The sequence below is a fragment of the Mucilaginibacter lappiensis genome, assembly GCF_050433765.1.
Taxonomy (GTDB): domain Bacteria; phylum Bacteroidota; class Bacteroidia; order Sphingobacteriales; family Sphingobacteriaceae; genus Mucilaginibacter; species Mucilaginibacter lappiensis_A.
Window position 1 is genome coordinate 593,557 of sequence record NZ_JBNPWP010000003.1, and the last position, 18,078, is coordinate 611,634.

13 protein-coding genes are annotated in these 18,078 nt (G+C 42.8%); 11 read left to right on the plus strand and 2 right to left on the minus strand.

The genetic code is table 11. The annotated features are described in order from the left end of the window. Nucleotides 1-4 precede the first annotated feature (4 nt). From M2273_RS12480 to M2273_RS12530, 11 genes are all read left to right on the plus strand, one after another. Entirely contained in the window at nt 5-1,525 is a 1,521-nt protein-coding gene (locus M2273_RS12480) for a RagB/SusD family nutrient uptake outer membrane protein (protein WP_429397222.1), read from the plus strand. Between the two features lie 98 nt (nt 1,526-1,623). After that, on the plus strand, nt 1,624-3,033 hold the full coding sequence (locus M2273_RS12485; RefSeq protein ID WP_429397224.1) for a glycoside hydrolase family 28 protein: 1,410 nt from the start codon (nt 1,624-1,626) through the stop codon (nt 3,031-3,033). Between the two features lie 39 nt (nt 3,034-3,072). Next, nucleotides 3,073-3,843 (plus strand): rhamnogalacturonan acetylesterase, encoded by a 771-nt coding sequence (locus tag M2273_RS12490; protein WP_429397226.1) that lies wholly within the window; start codon nt 3,073-3,075, stop codon nt 3,841-3,843. 9 nt (nt 3,844-3,852) lie between these two features. Further along, a complete protein-coding gene (locus M2273_RS12495) occupies nt 3,853-4,659 on the plus strand; it encodes a rhamnogalacturonan acetylesterase (RefSeq protein ID WP_429397228.1) in 807 nt (268 codons plus the stop codon). Between the two features lie 35 nt (nt 4,660-4,694). Continuing rightward, complete coding sequence (locus tag M2273_RS12500) at nt 4,695-5,765, plus strand: glycoside hydrolase family protein (RefSeq protein WP_429397230.1); 1,071 nt, start codon at nt 4,695-4,697, stop codon at nt 5,763-5,765. A gap of 9 nt (nt 5,766-5,774) precedes the next feature. Then, nucleotides 5,775-7,916 (plus strand): hypothetical protein, encoded by a 2,142-nt coding sequence (locus M2273_RS12505; protein ID WP_429397232.1) that lies wholly within the window; start codon nt 5,775-5,777, stop codon nt 7,914-7,916. Between the two features lie 57 nt (nt 7,917-7,973). Continuing rightward, the gene (locus tag M2273_RS12510; RefSeq protein WP_429397234.1) at nt 7,974-9,119 is read left to right on the plus strand and encodes a glycoside hydrolase family 88/105 protein; all 1,146 of its coding nucleotides are present in this window, start codon (nt 7,974-7,976) and stop codon (nt 9,117-9,119) included. Beyond that, nucleotides 9,119-11,590, plus strand: coding sequence for a glycoside hydrolase family 31 protein (locus M2273_RS12515; RefSeq protein WP_429397236.1), 2,472 nt, complete (start codon nt 9,119-9,121; stop codon nt 11,588-11,590). Before M2273_RS12510 ends, M2273_RS12515 begins: the two co-directional genes overlap by 1 nt. 19 nt (nt 11,591-11,609) lie before the next feature. After that, on the plus strand, nt 11,610-12,542 hold the full coding sequence (locus M2273_RS12520) for a glycoside hydrolase family 43 protein (protein ID WP_429397238.1): 933 nt from the start codon (nt 11,610-11,612) through the stop codon (nt 12,540-12,542). Nucleotides 12,543-12,576: 34 nt separating this feature from the next. After that, complete coding sequence (locus M2273_RS12525) at nt 12,577-14,184, plus strand: arylsulfatase (RefSeq protein WP_429397240.1); 1,608 nt, start codon at nt 12,577-12,579, stop codon at nt 14,182-14,184. A 183-nt stretch (nt 14,185-14,367) separates the two neighbouring features. After that, nucleotides 14,368-15,975 carry a M81 family metallopeptidase gene (locus M2273_RS12530; protein WP_429397242.1) on the plus strand — a complete coding sequence of 536 codons (1,608 nt, stop codon included), beginning with the start codon at nt 14,368-14,370 and terminating at the stop codon, nt 15,973-15,975. Between the two features lie 24 nt (nt 15,976-15,999). Here the strand turns inward: M2273_RS12530 and M2273_RS12535 are convergent, their stop codons facing one another. Both M2273_RS12535 and M2273_RS12540 read right to left on the minus strand, forming a co-directional pair. Beyond that, complete coding sequence (locus M2273_RS12535) at nt 16,000-16,836, minus strand: class I SAM-dependent methyltransferase (protein WP_429397244.1); 837 nt, start codon at nt 16,834-16,836, stop codon at nt 16,000-16,002. Between the two features lie 196 nt (nt 16,837-17,032). Next, nucleotides 17,033-17,914, minus strand: a complete 882-nt coding sequence (locus tag M2273_RS12540; RefSeq protein ID WP_429397246.1) for a patatin-like phospholipase family protein — start codon at nt 17,912-17,914, stop codon at nt 17,033-17,035. Nucleotides 17,915-18,078 lie beyond the last annotated feature (164 nt).

Consider the following 18,078-nt stretch of genomic DNA (forward strand, 5'->3'; position numbering starts at 1 on the left):
CAAAATGAAAAAGATATTTTTTCTATCAACCATATCAGCTGTTTTAATGATGTCTGCCTGTAATAAGGACTTAAATCAGATACCGATTTCAACATCAACAACAGCAACTTTTTACAAGTCGCCAAGTGATTTCCTGCAAGCCTCAAACGCGATTTATGCAGACCTGCATAATTACCCGGTAAGGCTGGCTAACATGTCTGAAATACGCTCAGATAATATCTATGGTGTTTCGGTTACTGTACGCGACTGGGATCCGGTAAATGATTTTTCACCATCGTTAGCAGCAAACGCTTACGTTACCGAAGCCTGGGGTACGGATTTTAATGGCATTTTTAGGGCCAACACCCTGCTTGACCAGATCACCAAAAACGGCAGCTATATAGGCTCAGCGTCATTGGCTACGAGGTTACAAGCCGAAGCTAAATTTTTGCGTGCCTTTTATTATTTTGACCTGGTTAAATATTTTGGCAAGCTACCCGTTATCGATCATCCGGTAACCGCGCCAGAGGCCAGTGCTATTGGCCGCAGTGCAGTAGCTGATGTTTATAAACTCATTATCGCCGATCTGCAGGCGGCCATGGCTAATTTACCGGCAACCTATACCGGAGTTGATGTTGGTCGTGCTACTAAATACGCAGCCGAAGCCTTACTTGCACAGGTTTACATGGCTAAATCTGCACCAAATTATGGTATAGAAGGGCCCGGAACGGGATCAAATGAATGGAATTTGGCATTGCCATTGTTGCAGGATATTATCAGTAGCGGTCAGTTTGTTTTTGATCCAAACTATAGCAACGTATTTTCTTATACAAATCAAAGCCCAACCACCAATAAAGAGGCTATTTTTGATGTAATGTACACCAGCGGTATAAGCGGAAGCAGTGACCTTTATGGCGCTTCATTTCCATGGGCCCTTGCTCCAAATACTTACTTTTTATCTATTAAGGATACCAAATCAAACGGAAGCCTGGAGATTATCCCGGTATCAAACGATCTGGCGAATAGTTATGAGACTGGTGATACACGTAAAGCATTTAGCTTATATACCGCGGGTTACACTAATGCGGGTACTACAGAAATTCGCCCATTCTTTAAAAAATGGCTTGATATTACCAAAATTCCGGCTGCCAGTCGTTTTGACTGGGGAATTAACTTCATTGCCATCAGGTACACTGATATTTTGATGCTTAAAGCAGAGTGCATATTGCATGGCGCTCCTGGTTCGCAAGGTGATGCTGATGCTATTGTTAACCAGGTAAGAACAAGGGCTGGACTGCCATCTGTAACCGGGGTAACGCTTGCTCAGTTATTTGATGAGCGTCGCAGGGAGTTTGCAGATGAGGGTTCACGTTGGTTCGACCTGCAAAGGAGTGGTAATCTGCTAACTATCATGAATGCCTGGATCGCTAAGGAAGATGCCCAAAAAGCCATTAAACCTGTTGTGGCAAATTATGTGATCTACCCGGTACCACAAACTCAATTAGATGCAGTACCGGGATTATACACACAAAACCCCGGATATTGATCCTGGGAAATACTGAACGTATTGTCCCGAACATCATAAAAAGATGGCTTATTCCTCCGGTATTTCGGGGAATAAGCCATTTAAAGAACAATTTATCTATGAAATTACTACACTGTTCCGTTTTGCTATTATTTATAACTGTAAATGCTGTAAGTGGCCAAACTAACCTGGATTGGACAAAAAAGGTAGGCGCCAAACGTTATCCCCAAAAAACAATCACCTTATATGTGAATGAGAATGGTGCGGTTACAGATGGCAAAACCATAAACACGGCTGCTATACAAAAAACCATAGACCAATGTTCGGCAAAAGGTGGTGGTATAGTTTCGTTTAAACCTGGTAAATATTTAACAGGATCCATATTTATTAAGAAAAACGTTTGCCTGAATATTGATCAGGGGGTAGAACTCATGGGTAGCCAGGATCTAAAAGATTACCCCGAAATTGATACCCGTGTTGCGGGTATTGAAATGAAATGGCCCGCGGCTTTGATCAATATCATTGGGCAAACTAATGCTGCTATTAGTGGTAAAGGTTTGGTGAACGCGCAGGGCAAACCTTTTTGGGATATTTACCGCAAAATGCGTTCGGAGTATGACCCCAAAGGCTTGCGTTGGATTGTAGATTATGATGCTAAACGCCCCCGCACGCTGCTGGTTTCCAACTCCACTGATATTACTATTAAAGATATTACTTTACAGCAGGCTGGTTTCTGGACAGTGCAGCTGCTTTATTCAAGCCAGGTTACTGTGGATGGTATCATTATTCGCAACAATGTTGACGGCCACGGGCCATCAACTGATGGCATAGATATAGATTCATCCAGCTGGATCCTGGTACAAAATTGCGATATTGATTGCAATGATGATGACTTTTGCCTTAAAGCAGGCCGCGATTGGGATGGCTTAAGAGTAAACAGACCTACCGAATATGTAGTGATACGCAAATGTATATCAAGGGCCGGTGCAGGGCTGCTTACCTGTGGCAGCGAAACATCGGGCGGCATCAGGCACGTATTGGCTACTGATCTGATTGGTAATGGCACCAGCAATGGGCTCAATATTAAATCGGCCATAACCAGGGGCGGCACGGTGGAGGATATCCACTTTACCAATATCACCATGAACGGTGTGGGGACTGCCTTTCAGATCACCATGAACTGGAACCCCACCTATAGCTACTCCAAACTACCTGATGGTTATAAAATAGATAGCCTGCCTGACCATTGGAAAAAAATACTGCACCAGGTAGAACCGGCCGAAAAGGGGATCCCGCATTTTAAAGATATCTACATTTCTAACGTTAAAGTGACCGGTGCCAAAAAGGCGATCAATGCCATAGGGCTGAAAGGGTCGGCCATGCAGAATTTTCATTTTGACCAGGTTGAGATTGAGGCAGCTACCGCTGGTGATATACAGTTTGCGCAGGGATGGGAGTGGAAAAATTCGCAAATCACCACTAAAGACAATACTAAACTTAATTTAAATAATGCCGGGGGCGCTCAATAATAAATATTAAGGCCTAAATAAACCAAATTCCAGATAACCATGAAGCTATTGAAAATTACGCTGATCTTGCTTATAACTGCCTTTATGGGCCTGGCCTTTGTTAATCAGCAAAAACCGACCATTTATTTAATCGGTGATTCTACAACCCATAACAGTGATAAGGAAACATGGGGTTGGGGCAGTATCATTCCAAACTATTTTGACCTTTCAAAGATCAGCATCCAAAATCATGCGATGGCGGGCCGTAGTACGCGTACTTTTATAAAAGAAGGCCGCTGGAACAAAGTTGATTCTTTACTAAAACCCGGCGATTACGTAATGATGGTATTCGGCCATAATGAAGGCAGTCAACCCGATACCACAAAAAAAGGATACCGTGGTGTGTTAAAAGGTATAGGCAAAGAAACTGTAGAGCTGACCTGGCCTAATGGAGTAAAGGAAACTGTACACACCTATGGCTGGTATTTTCGCAAATTTATCAGGGAAACCAAAGCTAAGGGTGCTACGCCAATTGTATTGTCTATGATTCCCCGCAATGAGTTTCGTGAAGGTAAAGTGATCCGTGCCGATAATGATTATGGCAAATGGGCACAGGAAGTAGCGCAGCAGGAAGGGGCGATCTTTATTGATATGAACCAGATCACTGCTGATAAGTATGATAAATGGGGGCCTGACTCAGTAAAGAAATTTTTCCCCGGCGATCATACGCATACCAATAAAATAGGAGCAACCATAAATGCTGAATCTGTTGCGGAAGGCATTAAGGCCAATCCCAAAAATCCTTTAAATAAATTTCTAAAAGTTAATTAATAAGCCATTATGAAAAACTTTATGCGTAAAAATGCAGGTTTAAGCTTATTGTTGATAGTGGTGATTGTGTTATCGTCCTTTATACTAATAAAACCTGCGGCTAAACCAACTTTTTATCTGATTGGCGATTCAACCGTAAAGAATGGTAAGGGCAGGGGCGATGGTGGTTTATGGGGTTGGGGCAACCATATTGCTACCTATTTTGATACAACAAGAATAGCTGTTGAAAATGATGCATTAGGTGGTACCAGCAGTCGCACTTTTCAAACCATGGGGCTATGGGATAAGGTATTGGCAAAAGTTAAACCCGGTGATTTTGTGATCATGCAATTTGGCCATAACGATAGCGGTGCGCTTGATGATACCGCCCGGGCCCGCGGAACCATTAAGGGCATTGGCAACGAGCAACGGGAAATATACAATCCCATCAGGAAAATACAGGAAGTGGTACATACCTACGGCTGGTACATGCGCAAATATGTCACCGATGTGAAGGCTAAAGGTGCTACACCAATTATTTGTTCACCAATACCGCGCAATACGTGGGAGGACGGTAAATCAGCCGGTCGCAACAATGAAAACAGTTACGGGCAATGGGCTAAGGAAATAGGTGAGCAAATCGGTACATATTTCGTTGATCTGAACAAATTGATAGCTGATGATTACGATGCCGAGGGCGAAGCGAAAGTAAAATCAACGTACTTTGGTGCCGATGCTACCCACACGCTTGAACCCGGAGCGCAGTTAAATGCGAAGTTTGTAATTCAGGGTATCAAATCATTTAATCGCCTTGAACTGAATAAATATTTAAAATAATGTTACGGATTCAACTTGTGGATATCCTTTAAGTGATGAAAAGAAGAGATTTTGTTGAGCAATTAGGTATGATTTCGGCAATGGCATTATTGCCGGGCTTTGCATTAGGCGCAGAGAACGATCATGTATCTGCTTTTGCTAAAAAGTTAAAACCAGTTGGCCGTGCGCTGGAAATGGAAGGCTACTATGTTTGGTGCAACAGCCCGATTGAAGGACCGGACGGCAGGATCCATGTGTTTTTTTCCAGATGGATAGCGTCAAAAAAAATGGGCGGGTGGATCAATGGTTCTGAAATATGCCATGCTGTAGCGGATACCCCCGAAAGTGAATTTAAATTTATGGGAACCATTCTTGCTCCGCGAGGACCGGGATATTGGGATGCTACCACCTGCCATAACCCTTCAATAAAAAAAGTAGATGGCAAGTACTGCCTGTTCTTTATGGGGAACTCCAACGGTAAAACCAATACTAAACGGATAGGGCTGGCCACCGCCGATTCTCTTGATGGCCCCTGGACACGCCCTGACGCGCCTTTGTTATTGCCGGGACCGGAAGGAGCATGGGACGACCATTGTACCACTAACCCGGCATTCATAAAACATCCTAATGGGCAATACTGGCTGTTCTATAAATCTTGGAATACCAAAGAATATGAAACCTCAACCGATCCGTTGGTAAAGGGAAACCGGAAATATGGCCTGGCCATATCCGATAAACTGGAGGGGCCTTATATAAAATATGAAGGTAACCCCGTGATAGATTTTTCGGGCCGTGGTAACAATGCCCAGCTGGAAGATGCCTTTGTTTGGTTGGATAAAGGCCGTTTTAAGATGCTGGCCCGCGACATGGGCGTATTTAACCACCAATATGGTTTGTATATGGAGTCAAGAACCGGTAAAAAATGGAACGAACCTGAAATAGCCTACTTTAATGCGGAATATTATCATATCAACCAGCCACCTCCACCCAAATACCTGAACAAATATGGCCGTTTTGAAAGGCCACAACTCTTGTTTCAGAATGGGAAACCAACTTACTTGTTCACTACCTCGCAGGGTGGTAAATACATGACGGCTTCGCCCTTTATATTTAAAATAGAATCATAACAACCGAACATGAAGAAACTACTGCCTGTATATTTTATAATTTTTACCTGTATATACCCGGTTATTGTAAAGGCGCAGACCAAAATAAACCGTAAGGCATTGGTACAAAGGCATAATGTGGTTAATATGGGTACAGATACTTTATCATCCCTATCGGTTGGTAATGGCCGTTTTGCTTTTACGGTTGATGCTACGGGCTTGCAAACTTTCCCGGAGCATTATGATAAAGGCATTCCGTTGGGTACACAATCTGAATGGGGCTGGCACAGCTTTAAGGACACTGTGGGTTATAAATTTGATGAAACATTAAAAACCTATACACTTAATGGCCGTAAGGTTTCCTATTCAGTACAATGGAACCAGGCCGGACGTAATAAAAATGCGGCTAACTGGTTCCGTGAAAATGTGCACCGCCTGCAATTGGGCAACCTCGGTTTTATATTATTGCGTAAAGATGGAACCGAGGCAAACATAAATGATATTCAAAATATCCGCCAGGAACTTGATCTTTACACAGGTGCAATTAACAGCTCCTTTACACTGGAGGGCGAAATAGTGCATGTACAAACCTATGCCCATCAACAACAGGATTTGGTAGGTGTAAAAGTACAATCCAAATTATTAGCTGAAGGCAGGCTTAAAGTAAGGTTGCGTTTCCCATATCCTACCAACCAGTTTACTGATTATGGTGATAACTGGAAAAAAACCGAAAAGCACTATTCAGCCGTCGTTTCATCCGGTCAGCAGCAGGCTACCATTATTCATCGTTTAGATACTAACCAATACTTTGTGCGCCTGGCCTGGCAGGGTATGGCATCAGTTAAAAATACTGCCGCTCATCAATTTGTTTTATCCCCGCAGGGCAAAACGGATTTGTTAACATTTACCTGCTTGTTTACCCCACGCAAAAATGCGGCGGCTTTACCCAACTTTACTCAAACGCAGGCAAACAGCATAGGGCAATGGAAAGCTTTCTGGCAAAGCGGCGGCGTGGTTGATTTTAGCGGCAGTACAGATCCACGCGCCAATGAACTGGAACGGCGGGTAGTGTTATCTCAATACCTAACCAAAATACAATGCTCAGGTCATCAACCACCACAGGAAACCGGGCTTACCTATAACAGCTGGTACGGTAAACCTCACCTGGAAATGCACTGGTGGCATGGCATTCACTTTGCACTTTGGGGCAGAGAGAAATTGCTGGAAAACAGCATGGATTGGTACCATCACGTAAAAGCCAATGCACGGGCTATAGCTAAAAGGCAAGGCTATGATGGCGTACGCTGGCAAAAAATGACCGATCCTGACGGTAATGAAAGCCCATCATCGGTAGGAGCATTTCTGATATGGCAACAGCCGCATTTTATTTATTTTGCCGAACTGGATTATCGTGCTCATCCCAATAAACAAACCTTAAATAAATATAAGGATCTGGTACTGGCAGATGCCGATTTTATGGCCTCATTCCCAACTTATGATAAAGCGCATAACCGTTACATTTTAGGCAAAGGCATTATCCTGGCTCAGGAACGCTACAATCCCGAAGAAACGTTTAATCCTACCTATGAGCTGCAGTATTGGCGCTGGGCGCTTAATACAGCCCAACAATGGCGCAAACGCCTGGGTATGCAACCTAATGAAAAGTATGCGCTTATTCTGAAGAAATTATCAAACCTGCCCCAAAAAGATGGTGTTTACCTGGCTGCGGAAAGCTCGCCTGATGCTTATACCAATCCAAAATTAAAAACAGATCATCCGGCGGTTTTGGCTGCCTATGGTATGCTGCCTTACAATAATAAGCTGGATACTGTGGTCATGAAAAAAACCTTTGACCTGGTATGGGATATATGGGACTGGAAAGATACCTGGGGGTGGGATTTCCCGATGACAGCCATGACCGCTGCCCGGTTAAATATGCCCGATAAAGCCATCGATGCTTTATTTATGCCTATTAAAACCAATACTTACCTGCCCAACGGCCATAATTACCAAGACGGGCGCTTGCGCCTGTATCTGCCGGGCAATGGCGGCTTGCTGGCAGCCGTTGCCATGATGTGCGCCGGGTGGGATGGTTCAACCAGGACCAATCCGGGTTTCCCAAAGAATGGCAAATGGAAAGTAAGGTGGGAAGGCCTTAAAAAGATGCCTTAGTTTTTGATTTAATGTATTGATTATTAAATAAATGTGGATATTATATAAACCTACAATATGAACAATCTATTTGCAAGGATAAAAACAATACTGTGCACAGGTGCAGTATTAGGCATGGTAAACGGTGTACAAGCACAGCTTCCGTCAAAAGGTAAAGTGCTGGCTGATATTACTTTAGCCAACAGCTATTTTATGCAAAAATGGCCGGATGCCGGTGCTGCCGTTACTGTAAAAGGTACTACGCGTACCAGTAACCTGTGGACAAGGGCGGTTTATTACGAGGGCCTGATGGCGATGTATAAAATAGATCCGCAGAAAAAATACTATGATTACGCGGTTGATTGGGGCGAAAAACATCAATGGAGCCCGCGTGGAGAGGTAAATACCCGCAATGCGGATAATCAATGCTGTGGCCAAACCTATATAGATCTGTATTTGATCGATAAAAAGCCGGAACGTATCGAGAAGATAAAACAAAGCATCGACCTCATGGTGAACAGCGAAAAACAGGATGACTGGAACTGGATTGATGCGTTGCAAATGGCCATGCCGGTATATGCTAAACTTGGTGAGATCTACAATGACAATAAGTATTACGAAAAGATGTTCGCCATTTATAACTATACCAAAACTGTTCATGGCGGAAAAGGACTGTATAACACTGCTGATCATCTTTGGTGGCGCGATAAGGACTTTGTGCCTCCTTACAAAGAGCCTAACGGCGCGGATTGTTACTGGTCGCGCGGGAATGGTTGGGTAGTGGCCGCCATGCTGCGTGTTTTGGAAGTGATGCCCAAAAATGCCCCCCATCGTGATGAATACCTTAATGTTTATAAAGAAATGATTGAAGCCCTGGTACCGCTGCAACGCGCGGATGGTTACTGGAACGTAAGCTTAAAAGACTCCACCCATTTTGGTGGAAAAGAACTGTCAGGTACGGCGCTTTTCACTTATGGTATGGCCTGGGGCATTAACCATGGCATCCTGAAAAAGAAAACCTATTTACCAATAATTACTAAAGCCTGGAATGCCATGTCGGCAGAGTGTTTGCATAAAGACGGTATGCTGGGATTTGTACAAGGGACAGGCAAAGAGCCCAAAGACGGGCAACCGGTAAGTTATGATAATGTGCCCGATTTTGAAGATTATGGTTTGGGCTGTTTCCTGTTGGCGGGTAGCGAAGTTTATAAATTGAGTAAATAATGAGGAAGGTTACGCTGTTTCTTGCGCTTGTTTTATTGCTTGCGGTAAACGCGTTTGCCCAAACGGGCATAGGCGGTAACAAGTCGGGTTATAAAAAACAAGGCAATACGCTATATTTTAAAAATGTTAATGGCGATGTACAAATTGAGTTTTGCTCGCCTGCCATGTTCCGGGTAAGGGCAAGCTGGACCCGTAAGTTTGCGCCTGATGAGCATTTAATGCAGGAAAATTATAACTGGCCCGCGGTAAATTATAAAGTAACTGATGCCAAATCTGCCTATGTTATTCAAACATCCGCATTGATCATTACCGTTATTAAATCACCGTTTATTATTAATGTGTCTGATGCTAAAGGCGTGATGTTGTCATCTGAATATGTGCCGAATAGCAAACAAAATGGTGGCATGCACCATATAGGTGATACGGTGCTGTGTACCAAAGATCTGATGCCAAATGAACATTTTTTTGGTTTTGGCGAGCGCATGGATTTTACCGACCAGCGTAATAAACTGGTAAAACTGAATGTGGGCAGGGGCAAAAGCAAAAATAATTTACTGGGCGCTTATAACATTAATGAAGCCAACTATAGTCCGGTACCATTTTTTATGAGCACCCGGGGATATGGCATCTATCTGCATAACTCATCTGCCACTGCATGGGACATGGGCAGCAAAAACAATGATGAATACAGTTTTAAAGCAAATGATGGTGAGCTGGATTATTACTTTATTTATGGCCCAACATTTCCGTCAATATTAAATAGTTATCTGTCGGTTACGGGCAAATCGCCTTTATTGCCGCGCTTTGCGTTCGGTTTGCATATGGGCACTTATAGCGGCGGCACCTGGGGCCATGAAGAACTTACCTCAGATAAATATGTGATTGAATTGGCACGCAAGATGCGCGAAATGGGTATCCCTGTTGATATTCTGTTCCTGGATTCTACCTGGCGTTTGTTTGGTAAAAACGGGGGCAAGGGAGCTACAACTTTTGAATGGCGCGAAACATTTAAAGACCCCAAAGCCATGTTCGACAGCTTGTATGCCATGAACTTTAAGATGGTAGGATTGCATATTCGGCCACGGTTTGATAACGCCAAAAATCTGAATCTGCTTGATCAGGCGCAAGCCAAAGGTTTTACGTATCCTGAAAATGGAAAACCGGGCGAGTTTGTGAATTTTTTTGATCAGCAGGCTACCAACTGGTGGTGGGATAATGGCGTGATGAAGGTGGCATCCATCGGGGCCAAATTCCTGAAAACCGACGAAGGTAGCGCGTTTGGTTCATTAGCTAATGAAAGCGAAAAGGTAGGCCCTACGGGTAAAGTGATTGAGCAATTACACAATGTTTTCCCTATCGCTTATGCTAAAGCCCCTTATTTAAAGTTCCAGGGGTATAATGGTATCCGTGGCCTTAACCAAACCCGGGAGGGCTATTCGGGCATACAGCGCTATCCATATATTTTTGCCGGCGATTGGCCCAGCGAATGGCAATATTTTGCACCGGTTATAAAAGCGGGCTTAAATATAGGCATGTCAGGCGTAGGGTATTGGGCACATTGCATGGGTGGCTTTGAACATGCTGCTGATCCTGAGTTATATATGCGCTGGGTACAATTCGGCATGTTTAGTCCGGTGGCTATGGTGTTCGGAATGGATCATCCGGGATATAAGGAACCCTGGAACTATGGGGCCGAAGCTTTGGCCAACTTTAAAAAATATGATGATCTGCGTTACCGGCTGATCCCTTATATTTACAGTAATGCTTATGCTCAGTACCAAACGGGGATGCCGTTGATGCGTGCCCTTGTGCTGGAATACCAGGATGACCCGAATACGTATGATATAGCCGATCAATACTTATTTGGTGATAACATCATGGTTTGCCCGGTAACCGTAAAAGGTGCGCAAACACGTACCATATATTTACCTGCCGGTATTTGGTTTGACTATTGGACAGGTAAAAAATATAACGGAAAACAGTATATCCATGTATTAACACCTGCAGACCAGCTGCCGCTTTTTGTAAAAGGAGGCAGTATCATCCCGATGCAACCAGCTATGAAATATATGGATGAAAAACCGGTTGATGTGATCACACTGGATATATTTCCGCAGCAGGCATCTGAATTTAAACTGTATGAGGATGACGGCATTAGCCTGAAATATCAGCAAGGCGAAAAAGCGATCACCAAAATTACCGTAGCTAATGCGGCCGAAGGTTTGGAGTTACAAATTAAAAAGCCTGCAGGAAGTTATATTCCCGCGCCGCATATATATTTGGCTAAAATACATTGGAGTAATGATAAGGAGCCATCATTAGTAACTGAAAATAACGAAGCTTTAAAAACGGTGAACGGTGCTGATGCATTAAACAACGCTGCCGGCTGGTATTATGATAAAACAGCTCATTTGCTTTGGATAAAAACAACCCATAGCAATCGTGAGGACATTGCCCTCAATATAAAATAGTTTAAGTTCAATATTCTGTATGAAAAAATTAATGTTACTGTTATTGCTATCGCTGGTTTATAAAGCCGATGTTCAGGCTCAAGCCAAAGAAGTATATATGTTTAGCTATTTTAAAGATAACGGGCAGGATGGTTTACATCTGGCTTACAGTAATGACGGCTTGCAGTGGAATGCCCTAAAGGGCGATAGATCTTTTTTAACACCGATGGTTTCAAATGATAAGCTAATGCGTGACCCATGTATCATCCGCGGAGCTGATGGGTTATTTCATATGGTTTGGACAGATAGCTGGACAGATAAAGGCATTGGTTACGCCAGTTCGCCCGACTTGCTGCATTGGTCAGCGCAGCAGCAACTACCCGTTATGGCCAACGAGCCAGGGGCTCGCAATTGCTGGGCGCCGGAAATTACTTATGATGCGTCATCAAAAACATACATGATCTATTGGGCTACTACTATTGATGGGCGCTTCCCACTGGTTGATAGCGCTGCTGAGAGTAAATACAATCACCGGATCTATTACATCACCACTAAGGATTTTAAAACTTACAGTCCTACGCGTTTGCTGTTTGATCCGGGTTTTAACAGTATTGATGCCACTATAGTACCCTATGGTAAACGTTTTATGATGGTTTTTAAAGATGAAACCCTGCATCCGGTACAAAAAAATATTAAAATAGCCTATGCCGATAAACTGACAGGACCCTATTCAAACCCCGGGGGACCTATCACAGGCAATTATTGGGCAGAAGGGCCAACAACACTGCGCATCGGTAATCAATGGATAATTTATTTTGATAAATACCGGGATCATCAATATGGTGCCATCACATCAACCGATTTAAAACAATGGACTGATATATCTGAACAGATAAAAATGCCAAAAGGTATCAGGCATGGCACTGTTTTTAAAATCACCAAACAGGAATTTTCTAAATTAACCGGCAAATAAGCCTGATCTGTTTATTCACCTTTATAGCTACCCTATGAAAAAAGTACTCAGCGTTATCATTCTGTTAACTGCAATAAGTAATTTCTTATTCGCTCAAAATAAGTCGACGTTAAAACGGCCAAACATCATTATTATTCTGGCCGATGATATGGGTTATTCAGATATTGGTTGCTTTGGTGCAGAAACACAAACCCCCAACCTTGATGCCTTAGCTAAAGGTGGATTGCGTATGACCCAGTTTTACAACGCATCGCGCTGTTGTCCAACCCGTGCATCGCTGCTTACAGGGCTTTATCAGCACCAGGCCGGCGTAGGCGATATGGTAAATCATCGTGATGTACCCGCTTACCAGGGTTATCTCAATCAAAACTGTGTAACCATTGCAGAAGCGCTTAAACAAGGAGGATATAACACCCTGATGGCAGGTAAATGGCATGTAGGCACCGACCCGGCTCACTGGCCTGTTAAACGCGGATTTGATCATTATTTTGGTTTGATTGATGGAGCAAGCAGTTATTTTACCCCAACCATGCCTTATCGCCCAAATCAAAAACTAACCATAGGACTGGATGATAAGGAATTTACTCCAGGGGCAAATTGGTATTCAACAAATGCTTATGCCGATTACGCCATTAAGTTTATTGATGGTAATAAACAAACCAACAAGCCTTTCTTTTTATATATGGCTTTTACCAGTCCGCATTGGCCAATTCAGGCCCTGCCTGAGGATATTGCCAAATACAAGGGTAAGTATATGAAAGGATGGGATAAGCTTAGGCAGGAGCGCCTTGCACGTCAAAAACAAATGGGCATTATCAATAAGGATGAACAGCTTTCGCCAAAAGATAAAAGTATACCGGAATGGGATAGCCTGACGCAGGAAGAAAAAGAGCGCTTTGATACTAAAATGGCTGTATATGCTGCCATGGTTGACCGTATGGATCAAAATATAGGCCGTATCAGGGAAAAATTAAAGGAGTTGGGCGAGGATAAAAATACAGTGATCATGTTTTTATCAGACAACGGAGCAAGTAACGAAAGTATTAAAGGCCCCGGCTTTACGCCGGAGGTATTGGCTGCCAACAATAAACCCGCAAGCGATCCGACTTCGTTTACGGCCTATGAAGCATTGGGGGCCAATGTAAGCGATACGCCGTTCCGTTTATTTAAACATTGGGAGTACGAGGGCGGGACGGCCACTCCCTTTATTGCCTTTTATCCGGGTGTTATTCAGCCCGGTTCATTGACAAATAAGCCCGCGCATATTATTGATCTGATGGCCACTTGTTTAGATCTGGCAAAGGTGTCATACCCTAAAGTTTACCACGGCAATACCATAACACCAACAGAAGGGATCAGCCTGGTCCCGGTATTTAAGGGTCAAAAATGGGAAGGGCATAGTGGGCTGTTTTTTGAACATGAAGGTAACCGTGCAGTGAGGCAGGGCGACTGGAAACTGGTTTCTCAACGACCTGATAATAAATGGGAGCTTTATAACATCGGCACGGATCGCTCAGAGTTAAATGATCTGAGCGCCAAATATCCTCAAAAAGTTACTGAACTTACCGCAATGTATACTGCCTGGGCTGCGCGGGCGGGCGTGGTTGAGTTTGATAAGTTAGGAAAATCAAAAGGCGAATAACTTTTAAGCAAGAGCTTAATGTGAGGCCATTTATATATATTTGGTTTCAGGTTAGGTTTAAAGATCTTATTTATTCCATAACATTAAGCCCGTAGCGTTTTGCGGTAAAGCTACCTGGGTGCACGGTTCCGAAAAATTACATTTAAAGTTTATATAATTTCTCCAAAATATAAAGTTTTGCTCATGAAACATTTATTTTTAATAGTTATATCATGTAGTTTGTTTGTCTGTTTAGTTCAGGCAAAGCCGGTTTACTTAAAGGATGCTATCGTACCTAAGAAGAATCAGATTAAAACTCCTGCCAAGTCACTTCCACGTATTGCTATAGCTGGCCTTGGAATAGAATCAAGTACATTTTCGCCGGCACTTACTGATGAAGCCGCCTTTCATGCAAAATATGGTGGAGACGTTTTTTCATTATACCCATTCTTCTCCGTTGATTCACCTCTTCGTAATAAAGCCGTATGGATTCCAACTATTGTTGGCAAATCGTTGCCTGGAGGCGCGGTTACACGGCAAGCCTACGAATCGCTTGTCAATAAAACACTCGATTCGCTTAAAAAACATGGGCCTTACGATGGTCTGTTTTTCGATATTCATGGTGCTATGAGTGTTGTGGGACTTGATGATCCCGAGGGGGATTTTATTGTAAGGATCAGAAAGGTAGTTGGTAAAAAAACAATTATTTCCACTTCAATGGATCTGCATGGCAACGTTTCGTGGCGTTTGGCAGAAAACACTGATCTGATAACTTGTTACAGGATGGCGCCTCATGAAGATGCGATGCAAACAAAACAACGGGCCGTGGCAAATTTGATTGAACGTATTGAAAGCGGAAAAGGAAAACCTGCTTACAAAGCCTGGATACCAATACCTGTATTATTGCCCGGCGAAAAAACAAGTACCAGAATAGAGCCAGGTAAAAGTATTTATAAGGCGGTTGCACCTGCTGCCGCGCAAAAAGGAATTATAGATGCAGCCATATGGATAGGGTATGCCTGGGCCGACGAACCACGTAATCATGCTGTTGTTATGGTTACAGGCGATGATAAAGAAACAGTAACGCGTACTGCTGAGCAGTTAGCACACAGGTTTTGGGATGCAAGGTCGGCTTTTGAATTTGTAGCGCCTACCGGCACCTTAAGTGAATGCCTGAACAAAGCGTTGGCAAGCCAAAAGCATCCTTTCTATATCAGTGATTCCGGGGATAACCCTACAGCTGGTGGAGCCGGTGATGCAACCTGGACATTGACGCAGCTACTTGCCCGCCCCGAACTAAAAGCTGATAATGGCCCCTCACTGATCTATGCTTCTATCCCCGGGCCGGAACTGGTAAAAAAAGCAATAGCAGCAGGTGTTGGAGGGCGGGTAGAAGGCTATGCCGGTGCAATGGTAGATGCCCGTTATGCCCCTCCGGTAAAGATCTCCGGAACTGTAGAAGCAGTAGTATCTGGGGATAAAGACGCTGAAGTTGAAGCGGTTATTAAGGTTGGAAGCGTACACATTATAGTTACGCAGAAACGTAAGCCATATCACAAGGAGATTGATTTTACCAGATTGGGCCTTAACCCCAGAAAGGCCGACATTGTGGTAGTAAAAATTGGTTACCTGGAACCTGAGCTTTATGCCATGCGGGCAGACTGGCTGCTGGCATTAACACCCGGAGGGGTAGATCAAAATATAGAGCGCTTACCATATCACAGAATCCTGCGCCCTATGTTTCCTTTAGATAAAAAGATGGCGGACCCGGATCTTTCGGCTAAGATAGTTCCTTCATCAGATCAATTATAACACTTATTACAACCTACATAAATTTTATTTTCCGATAATCAAAACGTCCTGGAAGAAAACTCCCGGTATTTCTTTCCAATTTCCCGGATAGTACCGGATCATCTTGAGGCCAGCGGCTTTTAACAACTGTTCAATCCCCTGTGACGTTACTCCAATCACATCTTCTGGATTTTTCGCGTGAATAGTTGTATACCAATTTTCAGACTTATAGGCTGGAACGTCAAATATCCACTCTTTCTGATTCGTTGAATGGAATCTTCCCAAAGCGTCGCTTCTCCTTTTAAGGGAGTCTTCATATTCATCGTTCAGCAAGAAAAAAGTAATGATGGCTTTTCCGTCATTTTTTAAAACCCGACTGATTTCTTTAAAGTAAAACATCGCGTCAGTTTCATTTAAATGGGTCCAGACAGAAAGTGCAGTTACCAGATCCTGTGATTCATCAGCAACTGGCCATGGTTGCAATTGAGCAGATTGTGTTTTGGCGTAAGTAGGGTTTGATACATTTAAATGAATAAAAGAATACCCTGCCTGATAGTGCTTTTTGCAAAATTCGATATCTTTAATCATAACATCGATACCGGTATATTCTCCACCATCGGCAATAAATGGCTGAGAAGACATCCCAAGCAATCCGGTTCCGCAGCCAATATCTAAAATATTATTCCCTGTTTTTTTTTCTAAAGTTTGATAAATCAAAGTTTGGAAAATCCCGATAACATGCGCCCATTCAGCATAAGAAGTTTTTCCTCCTCTTCGATTGTCAAAATCTGGAATATGTTGAATATTGTTTGTCCTTCTGATATGTTCTTTGTCAATTTTGCGAAACGAATTGTCTAACCACCGAAAAAATCTATTCTTCATACAATCAATATTAAGGATAAGCATACACTGATAATTTATTAAAATTATCCTTTGCTACCAGGTGTTGAAGCTAATAAATTAACCATGATGACTTGTGAACGTTGGCTATATTTTCTGTATAAATATTGTTACAGCTACTGATTACCTATCAAGCGCTTTCACCAGATGCTTGTACGGATGTTTAAATAATATTGAGTTAAATCTTGTTTTTAAACGCTTCAATACATTTATTGGCCGAATATTTACCTTGTTCAACCATTTCCTCTGCTTTGTAAAAATCATAGGCGCTGCAACAGTCGCGTGATATATTAATCAGGATATCAGGTGAGTATTTTTCAAGGGCCAGTTGTGTTGTGTGGTAGGTTATTAAACTAATGGTCTTATTGATCACGTCAAAATATCCAAACTTTTCTTTCTGGCGGGAGGGGCGGATCTTGGACAATTGTCTGTAAAAATCCCTGATCTTTTGTCGATAAATAGATTGTTTGATTGCTTTTTTATTTTCGGGAACCAGCGGTTTATCAACTGGTATTAAAGCATTTGCGTTAACTACTACCAGTATATCCCCCGGAGATCTTTTAACATGCTCAATAGGAAGGTTGTTAATAATGCCACCATCAACAAGTAAGCCATCTCCCGACTTCACCGGCGTAAAAACAGTTGGAATGGCGATTGATGCCCTTATGGCGTCGTAAATACTTCCACTGGTAAAAACGACTTCTTTTTTATTAATGATATCGGCAGCTATAGCTGCGTAAGGTATTCTTAAATCTTCAATATTCGCATCCGATATGAATGCTTTCATGGTATTGAATAGTTTGTCGCCCTTAACTAAGCCCTGGGATCTAAAGGTAAAATCAATAAGGCTAAAAGCCTTTAGCTTATCCAATGTAAAGAGCCAGTCTTTATACGCTGGCATTTGTCCTAAAGCATATACTCCTCCAACAACAGCGCCCATTGACGTTCCTGAAACAGCGGTTATATCAAATCCTTGCCTTTCTAATTCTTCGATCACACCAATATGTGCAATGCCCCTCGCGCCTCCACCGGATAACACTAACGATACTTTTTGTTTCATCTAATAAATAGCGGTTTTATTTGTTGCTCATGATTGCATTAAATTTATACTGTAAATGCACATAAACTTACAATGGAGTAAAAGTTATGGCAAAAATGCAATAAATGACATTACAGACATTCAGCATGATCAACCTTGTTAACAACTGTTTATTGAACGATTTT

What these genes read in the sequence shown, in the direction of transcription:
- M2273_RS12480 (WP_429397222.1), top strand. Translation starts at nt 5, where the DNA reads ATGAAAAAGATATTTTTTCTATCAACCATATCAGCTGTTTTAATGATG.
- M2273_RS12485 (WP_429397224.1), top strand. Translation starts at nt 1,624, where the DNA reads ATGAAATTACTACACTGTTCCGTTTTGCTATTATTTATAACTGTAAAT.
- M2273_RS12490 (WP_429397226.1), top strand. Translation starts at nt 3,073, where the DNA reads ATGAAGCTATTGAAAATTACGCTGATCTTGCTTATAACTGCCTTTATG.
- M2273_RS12495 (WP_429397228.1), top strand. Translation starts at nt 3,853, where the DNA reads ATGAAAAACTTTATGCGTAAAAATGCAGGTTTAAGCTTATTGTTGATA.
- M2273_RS12500 (WP_429397230.1), top strand. Translation starts at nt 4,695, where the DNA reads ATGAAAAGAAGAGATTTTGTTGAGCAATTAGGTATGATTTCGGCAATG.
- M2273_RS12505 (WP_429397232.1), top strand. Translation starts at nt 5,775, where the DNA reads ATGAAGAAACTACTGCCTGTATATTTTATAATTTTTACCTGTATATAC.
- M2273_RS12510 (WP_429397234.1), top strand. Translation starts at nt 7,974, where the DNA reads ATGAACAATCTATTTGCAAGGATAAAAACAATACTGTGCACAGGTGCA.
- M2273_RS12515 (WP_429397236.1), top strand. Translation starts at nt 9,119, where the DNA reads ATGAGGAAGGTTACGCTGTTTCTTGCGCTTGTTTTATTGCTTGCGGTA.
- M2273_RS12520 (WP_429397238.1), top strand. Translation starts at nt 11,610, where the DNA reads ATGAAAAAATTAATGTTACTGTTATTGCTATCGCTGGTTTATAAAGCC.
- M2273_RS12525 (WP_429397240.1), top strand. Translation starts at nt 12,577, where the DNA reads ATGAAAAAAGTACTCAGCGTTATCATTCTGTTAACTGCAATAAGTAAT.
- M2273_RS12530 (WP_429397242.1), top strand. Translation starts at nt 14,368, where the DNA reads ATGAAACATTTATTTTTAATAGTTATATCATGTAGTTTGTTTGTCTGT.
- M2273_RS12535 (WP_429397244.1), bottom strand. Translation starts at nt 16,836, where the DNA reads ATGAAGAATAGATTTTTTCGGTGGTTAGACAATTCGTTTCGCAAAATT.
- M2273_RS12540 (WP_429397246.1), bottom strand. Translation starts at nt 17,914, where the DNA reads ATGAAACAAAAAGTATCGTTAGTGTTATCCGGTGGAGGCGCGAGGGGC.